At 34.4% G+C, this 25,274-nt stretch carries 19 protein-coding genes and 1 pseudogene; 19 read left to right on the top strand and 1 reads right to left on the bottom strand.

What is annotated here, in order from left to right; genetic code table 11:
• Positions 1–194: 194 nt before the first annotated feature.
• The 12 genes and pseudogenes from ACU8YW_RS16095 (at position 195) to ACU8YW_RS16040 (ending at position 16,930) form a co-directional block, all read left to right on the top strand.
• Complete coding sequence (locus ACU8YW_RS16095; protein ID WP_426934005.1) at positions 195–1,742, top strand: spore germination protein; 1,548 nt, start codon at positions 195–197, stop codon at positions 1,740–1,742.
• A gap of 4 nt (positions 1,743–1,746) precedes the next feature.
• Complete coding sequence (locus ACU8YW_RS16090; RefSeq protein ID WP_044444145.1) at positions 1,747–2,850, top strand: GerAB/ArcD/ProY family transporter; 1,104 nt, start codon at positions 1,747–1,749, stop codon at positions 2,848–2,850.
• Entirely contained in the window at positions 2,847–3,950 is a 1,104-nt protein-coding gene (locus ACU8YW_RS16085; protein WP_044444146.1) for a Ger(x)C family spore germination protein, read from the top strand. The genes ACU8YW_RS16090 and ACU8YW_RS16085 overlap by 4 nt, the downstream gene beginning before the upstream one ends.
• 189 nt (positions 3,951–4,139) lie before the next feature.
• Positions 4,140–4,349, top strand: a pseudogene (locus ACU8YW_RS16080) (IS4 family transposase); the annotation flags it as partial.
• A gap of 600 nt (positions 4,350–4,949) precedes the next feature.
• Positions 4,950–7,355 (top strand): PAS domain S-box protein, encoded by a 2,406-nt coding sequence (locus tag ACU8YW_RS16075; protein ID WP_098920590.1) that lies wholly within the window; start codon positions 4,950–4,952, stop codon positions 7,353–7,355.
• A 275-nt stretch (positions 7,356–7,630) separates the two neighbouring features.
• Positions 7,631–9,847, top strand: coding sequence for a binary toxin-like calcium binding domain-containing protein (locus ACU8YW_RS16070; protein WP_088063995.1), 2,217 nt, complete (start codon positions 7,631–7,633; stop codon positions 9,845–9,847).
• A gap of 370 nt (positions 9,848–10,217) precedes the next feature.
• On the top strand, positions 10,218–10,931 hold the full coding sequence (locus tag ACU8YW_RS16065) for a response regulator transcription factor (RefSeq protein ID WP_002017159.1): 714 nt from the start codon (positions 10,218–10,220) through the stop codon (positions 10,929–10,931).
• Positions 10,928–11,986, top strand: a complete 1,059-nt coding sequence (locus tag ACU8YW_RS16060; RefSeq protein WP_426934004.1) for a sensor histidine kinase — start codon at positions 10,928–10,930, stop codon at positions 11,984–11,986. The genes ACU8YW_RS16065 and ACU8YW_RS16060 overlap by 4 nt, the downstream gene beginning before the upstream one ends.
• A 98-nt stretch (positions 11,987–12,084) precedes the next feature.
• Positions 12,085–12,582 (top strand): DM13 domain-containing protein, encoded by a 498-nt coding sequence (locus ACU8YW_RS16055; protein WP_002017161.1) that lies wholly within the window; start codon positions 12,085–12,087, stop codon positions 12,580–12,582.
• Between the two features lie 1,123 nt (positions 12,583–13,705).
• Positions 13,706–14,404 (top strand): L-serine ammonia-lyase, iron-sulfur-dependent subunit beta, encoded by a 699-nt coding sequence (gene sdaAB / locus ACU8YW_RS16050; protein ID WP_426934003.1) that lies wholly within the window; start codon positions 13,706–13,708, stop codon positions 14,402–14,404.
• A 22-nt stretch (positions 14,405–14,426) separates the two neighbouring features.
• A complete protein-coding gene (gene sdaAA, locus ACU8YW_RS16045) occupies positions 14,427–15,305 on the top strand; it encodes an L-serine ammonia-lyase, iron-sulfur-dependent, subunit alpha (protein WP_088609326.1) in 879 nt (292 codons plus the stop codon).
• Positions 15,306–15,610: 305 nt separating this feature from the next.
• Positions 15,611–16,930 (top strand): aromatic amino acid transport family protein, encoded by a 1,320-nt coding sequence (locus ACU8YW_RS16040; RefSeq protein WP_088063991.1) that lies wholly within the window; start codon positions 15,611–15,613, stop codon positions 16,928–16,930.
• Between the two features lie 448 nt (positions 16,931–17,378).
• On the opposite strand, the gene ACU8YW_RS16035 is transcribed toward ACU8YW_RS16040, so the two are convergent.
• Entirely contained in the window at positions 17,379–18,692 is a 1,314-nt protein-coding gene (locus ACU8YW_RS16035) for a condensation protein (RefSeq protein WP_088063990.1), read from the bottom strand.
• A gap of 500 nt (positions 18,693–19,192) precedes the next feature.
• On the opposite strand from ACU8YW_RS16035, the gene ACU8YW_RS16030 reads away from it, so the two are divergent.
• The 7 genes from ACU8YW_RS16030 (at position 19,193) to ACU8YW_RS16000 (ending at position 25,228) form a co-directional block, all read left to right on the top strand.
• Complete coding sequence (locus tag ACU8YW_RS16030; protein WP_088609327.1) at positions 19,193–19,414, top strand: hypothetical protein; 222 nt, start codon at positions 19,193–19,195, stop codon at positions 19,412–19,414.
• Between the two features lie 261 nt (positions 19,415–19,675).
• Positions 19,676–20,743 carry a glycoside hydrolase family 113 gene (locus tag ACU8YW_RS16025; protein WP_426934001.1) on the top strand — a complete coding sequence of 356 codons (1,068 nt, stop codon included), beginning with the start codon at positions 19,676–19,678 and terminating at the stop codon, positions 20,741–20,743.
• An 89-nt stretch (positions 20,744–20,832) separates the two neighbouring features.
• Entirely contained in the window at positions 20,833–21,024 is a 192-nt protein-coding gene (locus ACU8YW_RS16020) for a DUF378 domain-containing protein (protein ID WP_000670803.1), read from the top strand.
• Positions 21,025–21,234: 210 nt separating this feature from the next.
• A complete protein-coding gene (gene serC, locus ACU8YW_RS16015) occupies positions 21,235–22,317 on the top strand; it encodes a 3-phosphoserine/phosphohydroxythreonine transaminase (RefSeq protein ID WP_087984264.1) in 1,083 nt (360 codons plus the stop codon).
• Positions 22,318–22,329: 12 nt separating this feature from the next.
• Complete coding sequence (locus ACU8YW_RS16010) at positions 22,330–23,502, top strand: 3-phosphoglycerate dehydrogenase family protein (RefSeq protein WP_087984206.1); 1,173 nt, start codon at positions 22,330–22,332, stop codon at positions 23,500–23,502.
• 15 nt (positions 23,503–23,517) lie between these two features.
• Complete coding sequence (locus ACU8YW_RS16005) at positions 23,518–24,765, top strand: DUF1015 domain-containing protein (RefSeq protein ID WP_088609329.1); 1,248 nt, start codon at positions 23,518–23,520, stop codon at positions 24,763–24,765.
• A gap of 85 nt (positions 24,766–24,850) precedes the next feature.
• Positions 24,851–25,228 (top strand): hotdog family protein, encoded by a 378-nt coding sequence (locus tag ACU8YW_RS16000; protein ID WP_097907131.1) that lies wholly within the window; start codon positions 24,851–24,853, stop codon positions 25,226–25,228.
• Positions 25,229–25,274: the final 46 nt, after the last annotated feature.

Genomic DNA, 25,274 nt, shown 5'->3' with positions numbered 1-25,274 from the left:
TTACACTATTCTTGAAGTTAAAAGCAGGTTACTATTTTCTTATGTTAATGAGAATTGCAACCTGCCTTTATGAAATATGCACCAAAAACTTTATAGTAATAAGTCTGGCGTTATCTCTCTAATTATTAGGATATTTTTTCTTCATATATGCATACTAAACATACTATAGAAGGTGCATAGAAGGTGAGGAAGCCATGACTAAATTTCTGAAATGGTTAAAATATAGAGAAAATCCTAAATCATGTTCAATACGAGACGATACTCCTGTTCCCAAAAAAAATATAGAAGACTCTCTCTTAGAAGCTAGTTTATCGAAGAATATAGCTGAGCTTCAGAATGTATTTCATCAATCACCTGATCTAGTGATTCGACGGTTTCAAATGACAGGAGCTGGACTAGAAGCCGCTTTAGTATATTTGTCTGGATTAACAGATAAAGAATTGATTCAAAATCATGTTCTAAGTCCTTTGATGAATAGTGATTTTGATACCAATACAGAACTTCCCATTACATTAGGACAAATTAAAATTATTAATACGTGGAGTCAGAGTGAAAATGCTATTTTAGAAGGGGATAGTGTTTTATTAATTCACGGTCGAACTACAGCGTATCAATTGGACACAAAAGGATGGCCGCAAAGAAGTATTGAAGATGCTCATAACGAAATATCTCTAAAAGGTGGGCATCAAGGATTTGTAGAAACCGGAGCTCAAAATATCACAATGATTCGAAGGTATATTCCACATCGCCAATTAATGATAAAAGAGATAACAATTGGTTTACGAAGCAAAACAAAGATTTCTATTTTATATTTAAAAGATGTAACTTCTGAGGATGTGCTAAAGGAATTAGAAACACGGATTCAAAGTATAACAGTTGATGCTGTTACTAGTACAGGTGAACTTATTGAATTCATTGAAGATAACCCGTACTCACCATTTCCACAATTTATGTTAACAGAAAGACCTGATTTAGCCGTATCGCACATTCTACAGGGCAGATTTGTGACTGTAGTGGATCATTCGCCAAATGTATTAATTGCTCCAACAAATTTCATCTCTTTTTTTCAAGGGGTGGATGATTACGGTACAAGATGGCTAGTTGCTTCGTTTATTCGTATACTTCGTTTTATCGCCTTTTTGGTTGCTCTATTTTTGCCAGCGAGTTATGTTGCGTTTATTTCCTTTAATTTCGAAGTTATTCCTGTAGAGCTTTATTTATCTATTGCAGAGTCAAGAACAAGCGTACCTTTTGCTCCAGTAATGGAAGCATTACTTATGGAAATAACGCTGGAAATGATGAGAGAAGGGGCCTTACGCCTGCCTACCCCGATTGGTCAGACAGTTGGAATGGTAGGAGGTATTATCATTGGACAAGCAGCTGTTCAGGCCGGAATTGTAAGTAACATTATGATTATTGTTGTTGCTGTTACAGCCATCTCTTCTTTTATTATCCCTAACTATGATATGGGATCTGCAGTTAGACTTTTACGATTCCCCATGATGATCTTAGCTGCATTATTTGGAATTGTAGGACTGGTTATCGGGTGGATGACATTAATTGGACATCTTATCAGTCTTGAATCGCTAGGAACTCCTTATGGAACACCGTTAGCACCGTTTCGCTTTGCAGATATGAAAGATACTTTTATACGCTTTCCTTTATGGGCAATCAGAAGGCGTCCTAAGGGTACAGGAGCTATTCAATCTATTCGACAAGGTAAGAATCATAACAAAAGGTGAAATTATGAAAAAATATGCCTATAATGACATCACTCTTATGCAGTATATTGTTTTAATCAATGGAATGCAGGTCGGCACTGGCGTTCTATCTCTTCCACGTGTGCTTGCAGAAAAAGCTGGAACAGATGGATGGATAGCTATATTGATTGGCTGGATATTCTCCACAATATCAGGTGTTTTTATTGTGAAAACAGCTGCAAAATATCCCGAGGACACACTTTACGAAATTCTTATACGATTTTTCGGGAAAATAATAGGGAAAACACTTGTTGTTATTTACATGATGTACTTCGCTTTTTATTCTTGTACTGTTCTTGTGAACGCTATGCTTTATCTTAAGGGATGGCTTCTTCCAAAAACGCCTGATTATCTAGTTATCTTTTTGTTTTCGATTCCTACCTTTCTTGTCGCACGTAACGGCCCTCGTATTATAGGGCGGTACTCCGAACTTACTTTTTATATGTTGCTTTGGATTCCGTTATTTTTTTTGGTACCTCTTAAAGAGAACGGAAGTTGGATGCCATTCTTTCCGCTCTTAAAAGAGGGGTGGAAGCCTATATTAACGGCTGTGCCGACCACTATCTATGCTTATTTAGGATTTGACATTGCGTTCTTTTTATATCCCTTTTTACGAAAAAAACAGTATGCAGTCCATGGAATGGTTATTGCAAACACTTTAACGATGTTATTTTATTTATTCGCTACTATTGTTTGCTTTGCCTATTTTAGCCCTGATAGCATTACGCAATTTAACCAACCGGTACTAAATTTACTTAAAGTAATTGAATTTCGGTTTTTAGAACGTTTTGACATGATTTTATTGGCTACTTACTTGCCCGTTGTTTCTACATGCTGGATTCCTGCAATATTCTGTTCTGTATTTTGTTCAAGCCGATTACTTGGGAAACAAGATCACAGCTCTCATGTAGTTATTCTCTTATTACTCATTATCGGCTTCGTATTCTGGATTAGTCCTAGTTGGAATCAAGCCGAAACGGGACTACAGGTGTTATCGAATGCTGGGATTGGGTTAACCTATATATTACCTATCATTTTATGGATGTATGGCTGGCTATATGAGAAGTCTCATTGGGGGAAGATACATTGAAAAGAAAAGTACTATGTTGTATTTTGTTATCGGTGTTCATGATGACTGGATGCTTTGATCAAACAAATATTGAAGATGTTTCCCTTACTCTTGTACTTGGTATCGATTTAGATCGTAATAATAATCTATTGGTGTACATGTCAAGTCCTGTTTTTAATAAAGAAGCCAAGGTAAAAGAAGAAGTTACGGGTGTGAAATCTGCTACGATTCGAAATTCTAGAGACAAATTTGATGCTACTGTTATGGCACTTACCTCGGGAAGTAAAACACAGGTGATTTTAGTTGGAAAACGGCTATTGAAACAAAAAAATTGGATGAAATATCTCGATCCATTTCAACGAGACCCCAAAAATACAGTTACTACAAGGGTTGTTGCTGTTGATGGACCTGTTTCGGACGTCATCTTTTATAACCCAAAAGATAAGCCGCGTCTTCCTCTATATTTAACAAAACTAGTTGATACAGCCTCTTTAAGAAATATCACAGTAAAAACAAATCTTCAAGAACTACATGAACAAATGGCAGACAAAGGGGTAACAGCGAATATTACTGAAATGAAAAAAACGAATAAAATATTTGTGGCAGGTACAGCTTTGTTAGATGAAAAAGGAAGGCATAAATTAACGCTAAAACCTGATGAAAACAAACTATTACGCATTTTGCAACAAGGAACTACAGGTGATTTTTCATTTACAATCCCAATTAAACTAAAGTCGGATAGCCAGGATAAAGATTGGATAAGCTTTGCTGCCTATAACATTAAAGTAAAGACAAAGGCAAGATATGATAATAAATTTATATTTAATACAGATATAAAGATGAAGGTCGGCATTACAGAACAGCTTTTTTCGTTCAATACAAGAAAGGATGGAGTAAAATTACAAAAGGCGATTGAAACTAAGCTGGAAGCTGATTTCAAGCAATTAATAAAGAAAATACAAACTGCCAATATTGATCCTATTGGGCTTGGGAGATATGCAAGAACTTACACATATCCAGAATGGAAAAAAGTCCAAAATAAATGGAATAATGAATTAGCAAAGGGCGATGTAAACGTCAAGGTAAATGTGAAAATTGGTGGGATGGGGACAATTAAGTAACAGGAGTTCAACTGAGATTCGTACTAAATTTACAAGTATCTTCAATTTTAGAATGGGAATTTTCTTTAATAGGAGTACCCCCCGTACCCATCAACTTAAGGATTTAGACTATTCTTAAACTTAAAAGCACGTTACTATTCTCTTATGTTAATGAGAAAGGGTGACGTGCTTTTTATGAATATGCATCAAAAACAAGAGCGATTAGAATGCCACCTTTATGGACAACTCATTAGTATCCTATTATGTTCTTCTACTATGTTTAAAATGAGAGAACTCCTGTTACGTAAGAAACAAAAAGAACTAAGTGAATATAAAGCGATGTACATAATTAAAGATTATTTCTTACTTTTTCATCAAGCACTACATAAAAACACCCTAAGCAAAAAATACAATAGGCTGCCCATATGGACAGCTCATTTACATAATTCTCGTTATTAATAGACAACAATGGATAGAATTTTCGTTTTGGGGTGAATCTATTTTCTTAAGTTGATGGGCATGGGGATGGTACACTAAACTAGACACCAAGTTAAGTGAAAAATTGAACGGCATAAGGCTCCTTATTTCCTAGAACACCTAGCTAAAGCAAAAGAATTTGTACAGCAAAAAAGTGAATATTGAATCAAGGTGCTGGTTGCTTTATGTGTATGGCTTAACCAAAAGATTGCAAATACATTAAAAGAGTAACTTGTAATAAAGATATTGCAATATTTTTAAAGCGAAAAGCCGAAATTGAGGGATTTGAAGAATTGTAATAGTGAAGGAATTGATTAATTTATAAAAAACATTTAAATAAAAAGAGAGAATAAATACCTTATTTTTGGGGTGTTTGAAGGTTCAAATGGAAGATTCTCTGGTTTTCGATTTGAATCAAAATGATACTATTTACATGTACTGTCATGTAGGGAATTATATTTTTTACACCTGAACTGTTTGTACTATTTGTAGGATTTTCAGTTTTTTTGTCGAATATATCTTTAATGCAAGGAGGGACATTACATGATTATTAAAGACTATTTTATCAATCTTTCTATTTTTTCTTTATTAGTTAGCGCAGCGATATTTATTCAAGTGTTTTTGATTCATTCCAGGCGATATTTCGAAAAATTCTATGGAGGGATTATTGCAGTTACTTTGATGCTCTTTTCTTTTCCATACATGGGATTTTCCTACGATCTTCGAGTTGTTCCTCTTATTCTATCTTTTATTTACTTTGGTCGCATTGCTGGTTGGATTACATTAATTAGCATTATTATAATGCGTATCTTTTACATTGGAGGTTACTGGGAACCTCCTGTGATTGCTTATTTAGGTTTGGGTATCCTATTTGTTACTTTTAAAACATATTTTAAAAACCTTCATCCTTTTAAAAGTGCATCTTTATATTTTTTTGTTTTTGTCGGAATAAAATGGTTAGTTGGTGTATTCTTTAATACTAAGTTACTTTACACTGGAGGCTTATTATATATAGCTTTAGGGCTTTTAATTGGGCTATTTCTTATGGAAGCCTACCAGAGATTATATTATTTAACACAGGACTTATCTAAAATGAATCGGGAATTAAAAAAATCCAAGCAAGAACTCACAGATACCGTACATGAGCTTCAAGGAGGGATTTTTAAATTTAAAAAAGTGGGTAAGCACTTTATACACACTTTATGTGATGGACAGTTTTATTATCAAAAAGGATTTTATTCTGAACAGGTGGTAGGGAAAAGCTTACGGACTATTGATGCTTCTATTGTTCCACCACATTTAGTTCCACAATTGATGAAGTATTATCTTCAGGCATGGGAAGGGAAAGAAATTATATTCGAATTACCCTGGCCAGATGATAAAACGATTATTCTTATTGCACTTAGGCCGATTAAACGAAATGGACAAGTTATGGAAGTTGTTGGTTCTATAGTCGATATAACCGAAAGGAAAAAGGTAGAATCAGAATTAAGGGCTACCAAAGAATTACTAGAATCATTTATAAAGCATAATGTAGATGCTATTACCATTTCTGATCGAGAAGGGCATATTTTACAAGCAAATAAAGCTTATGAAAAGATATTTGGATGGTCATTACAAGAAATCATAGGTAAGAGATTACCCTGTGTACCAGATTTCTTAATGGAAGAATCACTTAAAAATATTCAGAAAATTCTAACGGGTGAATCCGTAGTTACCAGATTAGAAACTGTTAGACGACGTAACGATGGAAGTCTTCTTGATGTCAGTCTGACAGTTTCTCCTATACTAGACGTAAGAGGAAATGTGATAGCTTTATCTGCAATATGTAGAGACATCTCTGAAAGAAAACAAGCAGAAAGAGAACGACAGCGATTACACCAACAATTAAAAGATAGTGAAATGAAGTACCGTGCACTAATCGAACAAGCAACTGATGCAGTATATGTAGTAGAGCTGAATGAAAATCATGTTCCAAGTCGATTCATTGAGGTAAACCCTGTTGGTTGTAAAAGATTTGGATATAGTAGAGAAGAGCTGCTCTCGTTACCATTTCCAAATGTAGTACCACAAGATTCTAAAATGATTGTAAGGTTGTTAGAAAAAATTAGAGAGGGACAAACTTCCTTCACTTTGCAAGATGAATATGTTTTTCCAACAGGAAAAATAATAACAACTGAGTTTAGTGTCCGTGTTTTTAACTTAAATGGTAAAAAAGTTTTCCTAAGTATTTCTCGTGATATCACTGAACGGCTAAAAACAGAAGAATTACTACGGAAATCTGAAAAACTTGCTGTCGTAGGACAATTAGCGACTGCAATGGCTCATGAAATTAATAATCCATTAACCGCAATGAAAGGGTTTATGCAATTACTAAAATCAACGGAAACTGAGAATAATCGGGGTTATATAAATATAGTATCATCAGAGATTGAGCGTATAGAAAGTATTACTAATGAATTTATGGCGGTAGCCAAACCACAGGTGGTAAAGATACAACCTAATGATATTAGTGTGCTAATGGATCAAGTGTTAATGCTACTGCAACCTCAAGCAATGATGAATAATATAAAAATTAGAATTGATTTTACACCTGGTATTCCACTGATTCCATGTGAAGGAAATCAATTAAAACAAGTATTTGTTAATATTATAAAAAATGCAATTGAATCCATGCCAACAGGAGGAGAAATTTTGATTCAATTTGATAAACTTGATAATAATCAAATAAGGATTCGCTTTATCGATCAAGGATGTGGGATTCCAAAAGAACGTATACCATATTTAGGAGAACCTTTTTACAGTATTAAGGAAGAGGGAATCGGCTTAGGATTAATGGTCTGTTATAAAATTATTGAAACACACCAGGGGAAGGTATTTATTGAGAGTGAAGTGAATAAGGGGACTATAGTTGAAGTCACTCTCCCAATTTGCACACTTCAAAATTAATACATTCTTTTACTGAAATTTTGTAAGTTAGTGAGCAGTTAGCTTTGGCTAGCTGCTTTTTTGTATATATTGTAATCGATTCTTCATATTACGGCTTTTTGATGTTTCATATATAGATTTTATGGCTTTTAAAAACTCTGTAAGTGTTTTGTAATATTTACGAGAGACTTTTTTAACAGTTATGAGAGAGAAAAGAAAGATTTGTTATATATGATGAAATTAATCTTACTAGTAGGTGTTCTAATGGATCTAGAAACAAAGGAGGAAAAATAACAATGAAACAATTGAAGCCAGCAATTAGTGTATTAGGTAGTGTATCGATGGCACTGACTTTAGCATCTCCTGCTTTAGCAGATGTAAAACAACCGAATCCAGGAGGTACAGTTGAAATATTCAAAGAGAATGCAGATGTAAAAAAAGAAGATAAGAATTTCACGCTCGGATCTGATGGAGAAATAGGTTCACTCATTACACAAAACATTGAAATGGCAAACAACGATTGGGATAAAGATGGTATTTCCAACGACTTAGAGATTAATGGATATAAAATTGAATTCAATTCACAAACTGGAAAAAATGAAGCGAAAGCATGGGATCCCGAGAAGGATAAAGGGAAACCAAAATTTATATCGAATCCTATGAATGCAAATACGGATGGTGATCCTTTTACTGATATGTATGAGGTTGAGAATTATAACAACGATTCTGATACTAATTTCAATCCGATAGTTGCCAACATGCCGAATTTGCAAATTGGTGTCAAACGAATTGAAGTAATTCCTATTGCAACCATTACGGATAATAATGGTGGATCAGTTAGTAGAGGATGGGAAAAAAGTGTATCTACACAACATTCATTTAATGTAGGTTTAAGTGGTTCAGGTGGTGTAGAAGGCTCAGCAGCCGGTCCTGTTCCTTCCGGAAGTGTTTCAGCAAATGTGGGATACGGATATTCAAAAACAACTACGGAAACGGAGAGTTATACAAATAATTTTGATTGGTCTACTGCAACAACTGTGGATACAGCGAACGCAGCAAAATTACGTGTACATTTGGAATATAAGAATGTAGGAACAGCATCCGCTGAAAATGTTTCGCCTCATTTTAATATTCGTTTAGGAAACAAAATTATTAATACTGTAAAGGCAACACAAGATCGTTATAAAGCAAACTATTTAAGTACAGAAAAAGGTGGACGGAATAAAACAGAAGTAGTAATTGACAGTTTAGAAGGACAAGCAGATGCGAATATTGTCTTATCTTTGGATGAATTGAAAGCTGTTGAACAAGGGGAACTTCTTTCGATTGAAGTTTTACCTACAAGTACAATGGATTTATCTATTGAAAAAGGTGAAGAAATTATGCATTTGGGGGATTCAGGGAGATATGAGTCTAGAGTAAATGCAGCTACTGAACAATTAGAAACAGATATAGGAAATATACCAAAGTTTAGGGTATATACTCCTAAAGACAAATCTCTTGCTGATAAGCCAGTTTTATCCTATAACGAAGTTTTTCAACAGGTAAATATAGATACGAAAAAAGTAAATCATATTGTAAACAAGGCTAAAAGTACTAATAACGTATCAGTGGTTTCAGCTAATAATGGAACTGATGCATTGAACGATTTAAAAGCGGGACAGGGAGATCGCGGTTATTTACATAAAGACTCTGTACACGGAGCTTTTGCAAAACTACAGCACCCAACATTAGTAGAAGGTAGTTATGATTCTGTGACGCAAAAGATTAGGGCAACAATTTTACCTGGTTTATTTGGAGTGAGTAAAGATATTCCTACTACTTATAGTAAGAAATGGAATGCTCCGTCACAAACAGTAACACTGGTTAAACGTGAAAATGGATTTACATATGAGTCTAGAGAAAATATACACCCTATTAAATCTGAAATTGCTGCGCACAGAAAAGTTACATTTGAAATCAATGACGCACACAATCTAACGCCTACACAAAAGATTGATACTGAAATTAAAGCTAATAAAGAATTTGAAGATTATGTAGTAGATAATTCAGGTGAATTTGTTACAGAAGGAGTTCCTTATACCGTGGCTTCATATGGAAATACAGCTTATTTGGGAAGTCATCATGCAGGGAATAAATGGGAGTATCTTTGGGCTGAAAAATCTAGCGATGAAAAAGTGAATGTAATTATTGAAAGAGTAGGTCAACCTAAACCTGGAAAACCAATTAAAAAGGATGAAGAGGTATTAATTAAATTTCAAAATCCTATTTATTCAGATTATGCATATTTAAAACTTCAAGATAGTTATATCCATTTAGATCAAAAACAGAACGCAAGTACTTTTAAATTTAATCATGCATATCCAAAGAATTTCACTGGACACCATAAGCAATGGAACATACTATCTAATGGTAATAAGTTAAAGGTAGGATATTTAATCGATTATATGAAATATGGTAATGGAGAGAATGGGACTGATACTATAGCATGGAATCTATCAAGAGTTCAGTAATAGGTAACAGTTCTGTTGCTAAGTTTGAAAAGAGAACCGGAAATGAATTGTATCTGAAAAGTTAGATGCAAAAATTTAGGTTACTATTAAGGAATGAGTTCGATGTTGAATCGGACTCATTCCTTTTAATTTATATATGATTTAGAAACTACTATTTTAAATACTTATCTAGTCATATAAGTAATCAAATGTTAAGATTACTATCTGTATTACATGATTTATTTTCCGAATTTTCATTCGTTTCGAGGGTGAAATGTGGAATTCTGATTTATTTATGTGATTAGTTTTTATATCTTTACCTATAAAGATATTTTTATTGGATAATAGAAAAAATTTTTTGTTATTGGTGAAAAAGAAGTGAGGATAGTATATGAAGAAAAGAATTTTAATCGTAGAAGATGAAGAAAATATTCGAGAAGTATGCAAACGGTATTTAGAAAGAGAAGAATATGAAGTTTATACCGCTGTAAATGGTAAAGAAGGTTGGGATTTATTTCTTACACATCAACCAGATTTAATTATATTAGATTTGATGATGCCAAAAAAAGATGGATGGGAATTATGCGAGGAAATTCGTCAACAATCAAATGTCCCTATTATTATGTTAACTGCTAAGGGAGAGGAAAGGGATCGAATTTTAGGCTTAACAATGGGGGCAGATGATTATTTAACAAAACCATTTTCCCCTCGTGAATTAGTATTAAGGGTTCAAATTATACTAAGAAGAGGAAGCCATGTACAAATACAAGCGAAAGAATCCTTATTGGAAGTGATAGAGTTTCCAGATTTAAAAATATATCCAAAGACAAGATATGTACTTGTTTGTAATAAGGAAGTGGAGTTAACGGTGAAAGAGTTTGAGGTACTTTATCTCATGGCAAAGCATCCAAAACAAGTATTTTCTCGCTCACAGCTTCTTGAATTAATTTGGGATTTTGGACATGAAGGGGCATCAAACACAGTTACTGTGTTAGTGAGTCGTTTACGTGAAAAGCTCGAGAAGCATACGATAAAGAATCGTTGGATTCATACGGTTTGGGGTATAGGATATCGCTTTGAGCCAAATGGAGGAAATGAAACATGAGATTACGTATTCAATTGTTACTCATGAATCTATTAAGTACTAGTATTATGGTAATTGCTATATGGTATAGTGATACGAAAATGTTACTTGAACCGGAACAAACGCGGTTATTAACAGTAATTGCATTTGTGGCATTCATTATTTCAACGTTTATTTATTGGTTAATGACACGTCCTATCATGAGATCTATACAAAATTTAATAAAATTGACGAAACAATTTAGTGATAGACACTTTGAAACGATGTATATAATTGGGCAAGAACCACGTGAGTTTAAAGAATTGGCAACAGCCTTTCAACAGATGGCAAAAAAATTAGAAGAAGGGTTTACTAAGTTAGAGGAACAGGAAAACTCTCGTAAGGAGCTAATTACCAATATCTCACACGACTTACGAACACCTATGACTAGCATGCAAATGATGATAGAAGCATTACAAGATAACCTGATTGAAGATCCTGAAATGAAAAAGCAATACTTAGCAACGGTTTTAAAAGAAATAGAAAGATTAAATGGATTAATTAACGACTTATTTGATCTTTCAAAGTTAGAGTTTGAGCAAGTAGATTTTCACCCAAGTTTCACACATTTAGATAAAGTTCTATTAGATGTATTAGAGTCACATTCTGTCTTATTAGGAGACAAACAAATCCATGTGCAATTGGATGTCCCTGATACATTACCTCGACTTTTGATTATGCCTTGTAAAATAGAAAGGGTCATAGGTAATTTATTACATAATGCAATTCGATATTCTCCTATCTCTGGAACAATTGAATTGACTGTAGTGGAAAATAAACCAACTCAACAGGTCCAATTCACTTTGCGGGATGAAGGAATGGGAATTTCTCCAAATGATCAATTACGCGTATTTGAACGTTTTTTTAGAACAGATCGATCAAGAAGTTCACAATCTGGAGGTTCCGGACTTGGATTAGCTATTGCAAAATCATTGATTGAAATGCACAAAGGGGAAATTGGTGTAAGGAATCGCACAGATGGTAAGCAGGGAAGTGAATTTTGGTTCACTCTTCCCATCACATCAGTAAAAAAATAAGACGGCTGAAAGACTTTTGTAACATTTACGTTAGAAAAATGAAAGACCTTCTTGTTAACATACTACTACACAGTATGTTACAGGAGGTTTTTTACTTTATGAAAAGAAAATATGTATGGCTTATAGGTGGTTTGATAATTGTATTGGGGATTTTATGGTCATTGTTCCGACCAGAGAAATTATTTATTGATAAGCACGTAAATGAATCATTGCCACAAGCAGAGATACAATCAACTGAAGTAAGGCAACAAAGTGATCGAGTAATAAGGGAAGGTCAGTTTCAAAACGGTGTCCATGAAACAACTGGAACGGCAAAAATTTACCAATTAGCGGATGGAAAACGTGTTTTACGACTTTCTGATTTTGCAACATCTAATGGGCCAGATGTACGAGTTGTATTAGTTCCTACAAATCGTTTGAAAAATAATGAAGACGTGAAAAACTATCAGTATATTGAATTAGGAAAATTAAAGGGAAATAAAGGAGACCAAAACTACGAAATTCCTGAAGGGATAGATGTAAGTGAATATGGTTCGGTTTCTGTTTGGTGTAAAAGATTTAATGAAAACTTTGGTGCGGTTTATTTTAATAATTAAATATGAACTTAAAATTTCCTCTTACAGGCGAAATTCATCGGGGTAATGATAATAGTTGCAGCGGACTTAGTTGCTAAGAAGGGCACTCATAAGAGTGTTTTTTTCATATTCTTCAATTTTTGTATATTTTAGAGCTATTGGACGTTTACGGAGAGATTTTATTTAGTGTGGAAGCGTACTGTCTGTGAATAGAAGGATGAATAATATGTTACAGGAAAACATTACTCTTTTATAACTTAATTTTGAAGGAACATATACTTTTTTCATTTATCGGCTTGTAAAGAAGTATGGAAATTAAAGTTTATAATTTAAAAGTCAGCTTAAAGATGCAATAAGCAATTTGAATAGTAATCTTAAGTAAATAAAAAAGAGAGAGGAGCATCGATGAGCTCTTCTCTCTTTTTAAATCTAATTAGGGTTTCCATAACTGTAAAGGGGATGGTGTAAATTGTTGGATATTACCAAAATATCACTTTAAGTTAAGATTATAAAAAAGAAGTTCTTTTTTTCTGACAATGAATATTAATACAAAATTAATGATTAATATTCAAAAATGATTTTATAGTTCATTAATTTATTACTTGCTATCTATATTAATCATTTATTACAACAGCTTTCATGTCCAAAATTAAATGTTTCAACAAAGGATAATATAAGTATCATTATAATGATTTTCCAATATAATCAATGTGTTAATGAAAGGAACTCTGTGTTATTTTTGCTTTTCTACTAACTAATACAGCTTCAAACAAAGGACACAATTGCTACATGCTAAGTGTAATCTATTACCCATTCAAGATTCTGTTTATTCAATCTTTCTAAAAATAAAAAAATATTGTACTCATAAATATACAAGCTATAATGAGGGCGTCGAGAAAGAATTTATTACCTCTAGAGAAAGTATCAAACCTAGTTTTTTTGCAAAAATCCTAATGACATTGTAAGTAACCTTTTAAATTTGGACATACTCACATGATTACTCTAAGAAAGGTATGTGATCAAAAGGAAAAGTGTATTTGACACGAGAATGAAAGCGCATTCAATTAGATCTTGTTTTGAATCAGTCATTTTAATAACTTAGATTCAACTGTAATTAAAAATAATAAATTATGGGGGTGCTTATATGAACATGAATGTAGCATCTATTAAAGAAAAAAAGGTTGTTAAATACAAAAGTTGTTTTGATGTGATTGGGCCCATAATGATAGGTCCTTCAAGTTCACATACTGCAGGTGCTTTGGCTATTGGAACGGTAGCCAATAAATTATTTCAAGGTCTTCCAAAAAAAGTCGTGGTAAGGTATTATGAATCATTTGCTGAAACCCATAAAGGTCACGGAACTGATTTTGCAATTATTGCTGGGATATTAGGATTTGCTGCCGATGACAGCAAAGTGCCAGATGCTATTGAAATAGCAGAATCTAAAGGAATTGAAATTACCTTTATTGAAGAAGCAGGTGATAGTCCTGCTGGCCATCCAAATACGGCAGATGTATATTTAGAGGATGAAAATCGAAGTATTAGAACGATGGGGATTTCGGTTGGCGGTGGATTAATTGAAATCAAACATGTTGAAATTGACGGATTTAGTTTAGATCTGCAGGGGCCATTGCCAGTTATTATTGCGATTTCTGAAAGAGCTGACTTTGAATTTGTCTTACGCAGGATCTTTAAACAATATGATGTGGAAATAAACAACTTTCATAGTTTAGAAGAAAACAGGAAATATTTATATGCATTCGCTTTGGATACGCTATTGCCTGGTAATGTCCAGGAGGAATTAGGAAATTTAAGCAATATAGTTAAGCTCATTATTCTTTAGTTACATTAAGGAGTGAAAAAATATGTATATGGCCATAAAAGAAATTGTGGATGCAGCTAATAAAAGCCAAAAGACAATTTATGAATTAGCAATTGAACAGGAAATTGAACAAACTAAATCTACTTATGAAGAAGTTTGGAGTAAAATGGAACGAAATTTAGCGACTATGCAAAATGCTATAAATAAAAGTATCGAGGGCGACGGTGTATTTTCTCCAACTGGTTTAACCGGAGGTGATGCTGTTAAAATTAAAAACTATCGAGAAAATAGGAAAACCCTTTCTGGAGATTTGATGGTGTTAGGGATTCAAAGTGCTATCGGTGTTAATGAAGTAAATGCTGCATTAGGAGCTATTTGTGCAACTCCAACAGCAGGTGCGAGTGGGACGATTCCGGGAGTCCTTTTTAGTATTAAAGATACATTGCAGTTAAGTCATGAAGATATGATTCATTTTCTATTTACTTCAGCGTTATTTGGAACCATAGTCGCAAACAACGCTTGTATTTCAGGAGCGTACGGAGGATGTCAAGCTGAAGTAGGCAGTGCCTCAGCGATGGCGGCTGCAGCTGCGGTTGAAGCTGCAGGTGGAACGCCACATCAATCTTCTGTAGCTTTTTCGATTGCATTACAAAATTTACTCGGTTTAGTTTGTGATCCGGTCGCTGGTTTAGTAGAAATTCCTTGTGTAAAGAGAAACGCCATTGGAACGGCAAATGCTTTAGCAGCAGCGGACATCGCATTAGCCGGCGTAAACAATATCATCAATGCTGACGAAGTTATTGAAGCGATGTATAGAGTTGGAAGACAGATGCCTCGCGAATTAAGAGAGACAGGTTTAGGTGGAATTGCAGCTACACCTACAGGGATTGCCATTAAAAATAAAATCTTTGGAGAGAAATAATCAAATCAATGAACAATTACCGGATATATTGTGAAAAAGTTAACAATCTATTCTCTATTGTTCGCCTAAGGATGTCTGTATATTGGGGGAATTACTAATAAAATATACCACTATATAATTGGGATATTTTGTAATTTGTAACAACCCCGTCAGGTTGATGCTTCGCCAATTTTTTGATTTTGATTAACTTAGAAGAAGGATATACGATGTGGCGCACTTTATAAGCAATTCATTTTTCAAGAACGGTCTATATTCCGATGCCTTAAATAGAGAAGTAAGAATAGAAAACTAGGAGGAATTATTATATGAATGGGAATACTGCAAAAAACATAGAATTTCAAGTTGATAATACTGCAGTAAAAAATGAGAAATATCTAGACCCTAAAAAGTGGCATAAACAGGATACTACCTGGGCATTGAGTCTATTTGGAACAGCAATTGGAGCAGGAGTACTCTTCTTACCTATTAATGCAGGTTCAGGTGGTTTATTATCATTGCTGTTAATTACCATACTTGCATATCCTGTTATGTATTACTCACATAGGGCACTTGCTAAAATGATATATGCTTCTAATTCTGCCGATGAGGGGATTACAGGTACAATAAGAGAGTATTTCGGAAATAAGGCAAGTATCATTTTTAACATTGTATATTTCGTTTCAATTTATACGATCGTGCTGATGTATTCGGTTGCACTTACAAATACTGCAAGTAGTTTTATTGTGCATCAATTGCACATGCCGGAGCCTCCAAGGGCCATTTTATCGCTTGTATTAGTACTCGGTCTTATCACTATACTAAATTTTGGTCAAGATATTACTGTAAAGATAATGAGCATGCTAGTATATCCTTTCATTGTTTCTCTACTTTTTATCGCAATATCTTTAATTCCACAGTGGAATACGTCAATGCTAAGTTTTTCAAGTGTTTCTACTGCTTCAACTGGAACAGGATATTTTGGAACAATATGGATGATACTACCAATCATCGTATTCTCGTTTAATCATTCTCCTATGATTTCGTCATTCGTTATGAAACAGAGAGCTACGTATGGAATAGATGCTACTGATGCCAAGTGTGCTCAAATACAAAAAGTTTGTTATATCATGACATTCGTTGTTGTTATGTTCTTTGTTTGGAGCAGTACTTTAAGTTTGACTCCAGATGATCTTAAGGTGGCAAAAGAACAGAACTTGTCAATCCTATCATATCTTGCTAATGAGCTTAATTCGCCAGTAATTACTATTGCGGCTCCTATCATTGCGTTTGTGGCTATTACAAAGTCTTTCCTTGGCCATTATATAGGAGCGTATGAGGTAATGCGTGACATGATTATTAAGTCCGGTAAAAAACGTGGGAAAGATTTAGGAGAGAAAACAGTTAAGACAATGATTCTTACTTTTGTCGTATTAACATGCTGGTATGTTGCTTATACAAATCCAAGTATTCTTGGAATCATTGATGCCCTTAGCGGTCCGTTAGTTGCTGCTATCTTATGTCTATTACCGATGTATGCAATCAATAAAGTACCAGTACTGGCTAAATACAAAGGGAAAATGAGTAATGTATTTGTAATTGTTATAGGAATACTTACTGTTCTAGCAAGTATTAAGTCATTATTCTAATTCTCTATTGTTCGTTCGGATGCAAAAATAGTAGGATATGAAAAGAGAATAAAAGACTTTTAGCGGAACTGAATTATATATTGTTAAACCATAGAGTTTATGGTTTTGGACAAACTATTCACCTTGGATAGTTTGTCCTTTTTTGATTATATGTATAACTTCTATTGCAGCATTTTTTTTAAGCTGTTTGTAATGATTTTAATCCAAGCATTTGAGGGCGCCTAACCATGTGCATCAAGCTAATATTTTAAAGTATCTCACATCTGTTTTCTTAGGTTAATGGGAATGGGCCGGTACCCCATGTATGGCGAACAACTAAACTGGCTTCCTTATATCCTATGTCCGAAGCCAGTTCATCTCTCACATACTCACTTCGCGTTCCTTGAGGAAGGAATCTTCTTGGCTAGATTTATAAACTTAACTTATTGAGCTTAGGGTGATACTCCCGTTACAATTTTGATAGTTCATTGACCACACTTTCTAAAAATTGCTCTACCTTTTCTTTTGTAGTATCTGGCGAATGATAACCAATTGTAAATGTAAGTCTCCCATTATAAGAGCTTGCCCCCATTGTAAAGAATGGTGCATACATAATTGGTGATGTTATATACCCGTCCTGAGCTTGAACTTCACCAAACTTAATAGGTTCATCAGCTATCGATCCGAAATTAGTAAGTAACGGTAAAGCCATTCCCATTTGTAAAGCCCATTCATATTGCTGTTTATACATTTCCTTAACTTCAGATAGCTTTTTACTTGCCAGTAACTCCATTCCTGCGGCTGAAGAAAGACCTGGATTTTGAGATTTTATTGTATCCATTGATTCTTTGACTCGAACTAGAGTTTGATTAAATGAGTCATCATTTTCCATTTTAATCACTGGCATTTCCATCCCGGATAAGTTGCAAATTGAACCAGTTGTATGATTAGGGAGATATCGGCGTAAATCAATTGTTAAACCAACCATTTTTTCTGCGGTACGAGGTTCTGCATACACAGCGAAATGTGATAAAGAGCGGAAGTATGCAGTCAGGATTGCATCATTTAAGGTAGCTTGTTGTGCCTTTGTCCATAGGGTTAAACGTAGAGTTTGCTCACGGCTTAACCGTCGCACGGCCATTTTTGGATAAGTATTTTTGTTAGGTTGAGATGGAAAAGACCATAATGCTGCTTGTTGTTCTTGGCTGGGACGATACGCACTTTTTATGTCTGTTATTCCAGTATATTTGAATACAGGTGATTGATCGCGAAAACCCTCATTTTTTGCATTAAATCTCTTTATAATTTCATCCTTAGACTGTCCCAGAGAAAGGTGAGTATAAATTGCTCCCAGCAAATTAATATATTCCTTGACTCCAGCACCATCTGAACAAAGATGAGATAATTTAACAACTAATATATTTGTTGAAGTGCCTCGTAATAATTTTGTCTGAACCATAGGCCCTTGAATAGGATCTCCAGATTCCTTTATAAAATCTATTGCCATCACTTCAAGATTTTGATCATCTCCTTCTGCAAAAAAACAAATTGGTGAGTTAGTACTAGATGAATGTTCCTCCCAGTAAGGCATATCACTTTCTACAAAACGGCTGTTTAAAACGGGCTGTAATTGTAACGTTATTCTTACTGATTGTTCAAGTACTTTTTTTGATATACCTATAGGAAAATAAAGAACGGCATTAATTTGTTGATTTGCGGAATAAAGACCAAGTATATAATTCATTCGATCTTGAGGTGTTACTGAATATTTCCTTTGTTCCATAATTTTCTCCCTCTTTTCAAGCTATTTTTGGTTACAATCTTGTTTTTCATAGGGTTGTAACTTTTTTAAAGGATCCATATTGTTTTATTTTCACTTTTTTAGTATTTCACTTATGAAAGTATGATTTCTGTATTGGCTCATGTTGTTATTGGTATTAATAATATTCATCAATTTTGTTTGGTTTTTGTATAAAAAGTAGATGAATTGTATTTTCGTTTGATTATATATAAACATTTTACATAAATGTTTGTGTATAATCTACAAAAAATAATCGAGTCATTTTTATCTTTTTTCGACAGTATCTCCCATCTATTTACTAACGCTATCCCAACATCAAACAAATTAAGGAGGGGGTCTTCTGACATAAAATATACACGTTGTAACTTCTAATCTTACAATATTGTAAGATTAGAAGTTAGATAGTTAGATAGAAGTCATTAACTTATGAAAAAATCACATCTATAATCCAGATATAAATCATTAATTAAAGGAGTATTCTAGTGAAAAAAATTATAAGTTATGTGGTGGTTATTGCTATTTTTATAGGAGTAGGATTAGGAGTAAAACGTTATGTGCAAGGTCCAGGACAACCAGTCGATGGGATTCTAGTTAGTGGTACTGCAGCTGATATAGAAAAAGTCAAACAAGAATTTAAAGATGATATTAAACAATCTAATGAAGTAAATATAAAAGTAATACAAACAAAAAGCGAATATAGATAAAAATTTATTTATATAAAAAATTAGATGTGGTTAGGTTATCAGAAAAAATCCAATAACTTCAATTTTAAAAAGATAAAAAAGGAGCGGAAATACGCTCCTTTTTTATTTATCTTACTATTTTTAGGAGGTTAGTATGAATAAGATATGGATAAAGGGTGAATAGCATTTTTATTGATGAAATTTCACTAAATATTCTTGTGGAATATATGTGAAACATTGTATAGAATAAGCAAGAATGCCAAAAATTATAGGGGGAAAGTTGTGAAGAAAAATAAGAGTTTAATAAGTTTTTTAGGAGTGTTTATTATGTTGTTTTCTTTTTGTTTTCAAGGAAATGTACAGGCTGATGTAAATACTGTTCAATCTGGAAAAATCAAATCAGGAAATGTAACGGTATGGGAAGTTGGAAATGTGGCGAAAGTGTTAGCTGATGTAGAGCGCTTAAATTTAAATACAGTAAATGTACCGATTCAGGTAGATATTCCGAATGTGACTTCTACGAACATGGTAATTAATCAAGCGCAAAAGCAACAGGCTATTCTTTTAATTCAAGAATTATTAAAGCGTAATATTCAAGTTATTGTGGAACCGTTCCCATATATTCAGCAAGGAAATGTTGGGGAAACGGAATGGAATCCGAGTAATATTAATGATTTCTTCTGGAATTGGAAAACGGTTATTCTACAAGATATTTCTAATTCGATTACAAGTAAATACAATGTGTACGGGCTCAAGATTGCCTCTAATTTCGTGAATATGGAATATGCAGAAGGATATTGGAGCGATACGATTGATTTCGTCCGTCAGCAATATAAAGGAAATGTTTTGTATCAAATGAATTGGTGGTTAACAGCAAGCTTTGATCCATCTTATGAAGCAAAGTTTATAGAAAAAATAAATCGTCCATATTTAAAAAAGGTGGATATTGTTAGTATTGATAGTTGGTTTGAAGTTTCAGGAAAAAGAAATCCATCATACGAAGAAGTGAAGCAAAGTTTATTTGCCACAACAGTATATAATCGTGGGCAAAATGTTGTGCAGCAGTTAGAACAATTACATAATGCAACAGGAAAACCGGTTTATTTTGGTGGATTTAACGTTCCAGCACGTGAACTTGGACTACAAAATCCGTGGAATCCAGATGTATCTAATGTGTTTTCAAAGGACGTACAATTAAACGGATGGCGTGCTTACCGAGATATATTAGAAACGAAACCGTATTTTAAAGGTTTTTCAATTTGGTTTATTGGCTCTCATAATAGTACGCATGCGTATCAAATACATAGTAAAGAAGCAGAGGCAGTTATTAACGGCTGGTACCGAAAATAATTTTTATTAAATAGGTAAGTTTTGAATTTTACCACATATATTTCTAGTGAAAGGCCTTTCACCATCTTATCACCTAGGGGGCAATCATAATGAAATTTTTGTCTTACCTTACAGTAATTTTGGTGATTCTTGGCGGTTTGAATTGGTTGTTTGTAGCGTTAGATTACAATGTAGTTGAGAAATGGTTTGGTTCTATGCCGGCGCTTGTGGACACTATTTATTGGCTCATTGGTCTTTCTGCTATTTATCAAATTTTTGATCGGTTCTTCACGGACAATTAGCAATTATACTTTATTACTAGAGTGTTAAGTACGATTATGTACTTAACACTTTTTTGTATGTTTATAAAAAGTAGTTTGCACATGCAAGCGATTCCATTGCGTCTTACGCCGTAATAATAGAAAACAAATTGACCACGTATTATATTTCAGGTTATAATTCAGAAAGTTTAAAAATTAATAAAAATAAGAAATAGGGAGGTTATCAGGGTGATGGAGAGAGTATATAATTTTTCAGCTGGACCATCAATACTCCCTTTGCCAGTTTTAGAGAAAGTGCAAAAGGAGCTTGTAAATTATAACGGGACAGGCATGTCTATTATGGAAATGAGTCATCGATCTTCTTATTTTCAAAGTATTATAGATGAAGCAAGTAGCCTAATTCGTGAATTAATGAACATTCCTGATGAGTATGAAGTACTGTTTTTACAAGGCGGTGCGTCATTACAATTCTCTATGATACCGTTAAATGTAATGAATACGTACAAAAAAGCAGGGTACGTATTAACTGGCTCATGGTCTAAAAAGGCGATGCAAGAAGCTGAAAAAATAGGGGAAGTACAAGTGCTTGCTTCTTCTGAAAAAGAGAAGTTTACTACAATTCCTAAACTGGATGGTTTACCAAATGATGAAAAACTAGATTATGTACATATTACAACGAACAATACAATTGAGGGTACGAAATATGTGGACATTCCACGTTTAGATAGAGTACCGCTCGTTGCAGATATGTCCTCAAATATTTTATCAGAACAATATGATGTTACGAAGTTCGGCCTTATATATGCGGGAGCGCAAAAGAATTTAGGACCAGCGGGCTTAACGATTGCAATTATAAAAAGAGATTTAATTGGGGGAGCAGATCGCTCTTGTCCTACAATGTTAAACTATGAAACTTACAGCAAAAATAACTCCTTATATAATACACCGCCATCCTTTAGTATTTACGTAACGAAACTTGTACTAGAGTGGTTGAAAGAGCAAGGCGGGGTATCTGCGATTGAAGAACAGAATAGAATGAAATCTTCACTTCTTTACAATTTCTTAGATGAATCAAAATTGTTTACTTCACCAGTTGATCCTACGTATCGATCACTTATGAACATTCCGTTTACAACACCGTCAGAAGAGCTGAACAATGAGTTTTTACAAAAAGCGAAAGAACGCGGCCTTGTTACGTTAAAAGGGCATCGCTCAGTCGGTGGTATGCGTGCAAGTATTTACAATGCGATGCCAGTACACGGTGTACAGCAATTAGTAAATTATATGAAGGAATTTGAGCTTGAGAATAGATAGGGAGATGGGGATATGTTTCGTGTTCAAACGTTAAATCAAATTGCGGAAAAGGGTTTGCAAGTACTTAGCGGAGAGCGTTATGAAGTAGGGGATAGAATGGACCACCCAGATGGTATTTTACTTCGCAGCTATTCTTTACACCAAGAAGAATTTTCAAAAGACTTAAAGGCGATTGCAAGAGCTGGTGCTGGTGTAAATAATATTCCTGTCGAGCGATGTACAGAAAAAGGGATTGTAGTATTTAATACACCAGGAGCGAATGCCAATGCAGTAAAGGAACTTATTATCGCCAGCCTTATTATGTCTTCACGTAACATTATTAACGGTGTAAGCTGGACGAAAAATTTAGAGGGTGAAGAAGTACCGCAGCTTGTTGAATCAGGAAAAAAACAATTCGTTGGATCAGAAATTGCAGGGAAACGTCTAGGTGTAATTGGCCTCGGCGCAATCGGTGCTTTAGTTGCGAACGATGCGTTAGCTTTAGGGATGGACGTTGTCGGATATGATCCTTACATTTCAGTTGAAACAGCATGGCGCCTTTCTACACATGTACAAAGAGCATTTAGTTTAGATGAAATTTTCGCAACATGTGATTATATTACACTTCATATTCCTCTTACGAATCAAACGAAGGGGATTATTGGTGAACACGCTGTAGAGAAGATGAAAAAAGGTATGCGTTTATTCAATTTCTCTAGAGGAGAACTTGTAGATGAAAATGTTCTTCAAAAAGCGTTAGAAGAAGATGTTATTACGCATTACGTAACAGACTTCCCGAATGAAAATGTGATAAAGATGAAAAATGTAACAGCGACGCCTCACCTTGGTGCATCTACATCTGAATCAGAAGAAAATTGTGCAATCATGGCAGCGCGCCAATTACGTGAATATTTAGAGACAGGAAATATTCGTAATTCAGTAAACTATCCAAACGTCGAACTCCCTTATATCGGAAAGAAACGTATTACAATCATGCATCAAAACGTTCCGAACATGGTAGGACAAATTACAGGATGTTTAGCAGAACATCATATTAATATTGCGGATATGATTAATCGTAGTAAACATTCTTGGGCGTATACAATGATTGATATTGATAACGGAATTGATGATATAATAAAAGAGAACATTGTGGAAAATATAAGCAAAATTACAGGTGTTGTAGCCGTTCGAATGATTGTGTAAAGGAGAGAGGAAAACTTGGCAAAAATCCGACCGTTTCGGGCCATTCGTCCAGTAGAAGAAAAAGCAGCGGAAGTTGCAGCTTTACCGTATGACGTATTAAATAGTAAAGAGGCAAGAGAGGTTGTAAAAGGGAATCCGTATTCTTTCTTACACGTTGATAAAGCAGAAATTGATTTAGACCCGGCACTTTCACCGTACGATGATCGTGTATATGAAAAAGCGGGTGAAAATTTAAATCGATTTATACGAGAAGAAGTATTCATACAAGATGAAGAGCCATCACTGTACATTTATGAACTGACGATGGAAGGAAGAACGCAGTCAGGTCTTGTCGTTTGTACATCTATTGATGAGTATGAAGATGATACAATTAAAAAACATGAAAGAACGCGTCACGAAAAAGAATTAGATCGTATTCGCCATGTAGATGTGTGTGATGCAAATACGGGGCCTATCTTTTTAACGTATCGTACGAAAGAAGATGTGAAACGTATCATTGCAAGCTGGAAAGAAGAGCATGCGCCAATCTATACATTTACAGCAGAAGATGGCGTGGAGCATGTTGCCTGGAAAATAGTTGATGAGGATGTAATTGCTACTTTAGTAAACTTATTTGAAGATATTTCTAATCTTTATATTGCAGATGGGCATCATCGCTCAGCATCAGCAGCAAAAGTAGGGCTCATGCGAAGAGAACAATATCCGAATTACACAGGAGAAGAAGAGTTTAATTTCTTCCTATCTGTATTATTCCCTCACGATGAATTATCCATTTGGGACTATAACCGAGTTGTGAAAGATTTAAACGGCTTATCAGAAGAACAGTTTTTAAAGCAAATTGCACAATACTTTTATGTAGAAGAAGCAGCTGTTTCTCCGTATAAACCAAATGAGCCAAAAACATTTGGTATGTATGTAAACGAGAAATGGTATAGACTCACAGTGAAAGAGGAAACGTTTGATGCGAATGATCTCGTTAAAGGTTTAGATGTATCTATTCTGCAAGATCATTTATTAAGCCAAGTACTTGAAATACACGACCCGCGATCTGATTCACGCATTGACTTTGTCGGAGGAATCCGCGGATTAGAAGAACTAGAACGCCTTGTAAATAGCGGTGAATATAAAGCAGCGTTTTCATTATATCCGACATCAATGGAAGCTTTACTATCAATCGCAGACGCTGGAGAAATTATGCCGCCGAAGTCAACGTGGTTTGAACCGAAACTGCGTAGTGGGTTGTTTGTACATTCTTTAAAGTAAATATAGACTTCTTTAGATTGAAAAACCGAAATGATTATAGTTTCGGTTTTTCTTATTTATAAAGTGTTTTTGAGGAGGGGTATAGATGAAATTGCAAGTAGGGGAAAAAATCACCTTTGAGCGAACTTTTACGAAAGAGGATGTTGTTTTATTTACGGAAGTATCGAAAGATGAAGGTGTTCATCATGTTACACCAGATGAGCAGGGGAGATTTGTTGTACAAGGACTGTTAACATCAACGTTGCCTACAAAAATTGGCGGTGATTATAACGTACTAGCTCGCAAGATGGATTTTGAATTTGTACGTCCTGTTTTTAGCGGTGATACGATTCGTTGTGACGTAACTATTGAACAATTTGAGCTCGATGAAAAAAATCGTACAAAAATTATTGCGATGTTTATATGTAGGAATCAACTTGAAAAAGAAGTTATGCAGGGGAGTTTTTCTGGGATTATTCTTTAGTTAGTAGGAAAAGTAATGAATAGGTGGGGGCACATGCCTCTCGGGC

Source organism: Bacillus pretiosus (assembly GCF_052947655.1).
The sequence above is the reverse complement of the archived record's forward strand: the minus strand, read 5'-3'. Positions and strand labels throughout refer to the sequence as shown.

Coding starts and splice junctions, on each gene's coding strand:
- ACU8YW_RS16095 (WP_426934005.1), top strand. CDS start 195: ATGACTAAATTTCTGAAATGGTTAAAATATAGAGAAAATCCTAAATCA.
- ACU8YW_RS16090 (WP_044444145.1), top strand. CDS start 1,747: ATGAAAAAATATGCCTATAATGACATCACTCTTATGCAGTATATTGTT.
- ACU8YW_RS16075 (WP_098920590.1), top strand. CDS start 4,950: ATGATTATTAAAGACTATTTTATCAATCTTTCTATTTTTTCTTTATTA.
- ACU8YW_RS16070 (WP_088063995.1), top strand. CDS start 7,631: ATGAAACAATTGAAGCCAGCAATTAGTGTATTAGGTAGTGTATCGATG.
- ACU8YW_RS16065 (WP_002017159.1), top strand. CDS start 10,218: ATGAAGAAAAGAATTTTAATCGTAGAAGATGAAGAAAATATTCGAGAA.
- ACU8YW_RS16060 (WP_426934004.1), top strand. CDS start 10,928: ATGAGATTACGTATTCAATTGTTACTCATGAATCTATTAAGTACTAGT.
- ACU8YW_RS16055 (WP_002017161.1), top strand. CDS start 12,085: ATGAAAAGAAAATATGTATGGCTTATAGGTGGTTTGATAATTGTATTG.
- sdaAB (WP_426934003.1), top strand. CDS start 13,706: ATGAACATGAATGTAGCATCTATTAAAGAAAAAAAGGTTGTTAAATAC.
- sdaAA (WP_088609326.1), top strand. CDS start 14,427: ATGTATATGGCCATAAAAGAAATTGTGGATGCAGCTAATAAAAGCCAA.
- ACU8YW_RS16040 (WP_088063991.1), top strand. CDS start 15,611: ATGAATGGGAATACTGCAAAAAACATAGAATTTCAAGTTGATAATACT.
- ACU8YW_RS16035 (WP_088063990.1), bottom strand. CDS start 18,692: ATGGAACAAAGGAAATATTCAGTAACACCTCAAGATCGAATGAATTAT.
- ACU8YW_RS16020 (WP_000670803.1), top strand. CDS start 20,833: ATGAAATTTTTGTCTTACCTTACAGTAATTTTGGTGATTCTTGGCGGT.
- serC (WP_087984264.1), top strand. CDS start 21,235: ATGGAGAGAGTATATAATTTTTCAGCTGGACCATCAATACTCCCTTTG.
- ACU8YW_RS16010 (WP_087984206.1), top strand. CDS start 22,330: ATGTTTCGTGTTCAAACGTTAAATCAAATTGCGGAAAAGGGTTTGCAA.
- ACU8YW_RS16000 (WP_097907131.1), top strand. CDS start 24,851: ATGAAATTGCAAGTAGGGGAAAAAATCACCTTTGAGCGAACTTTTACG.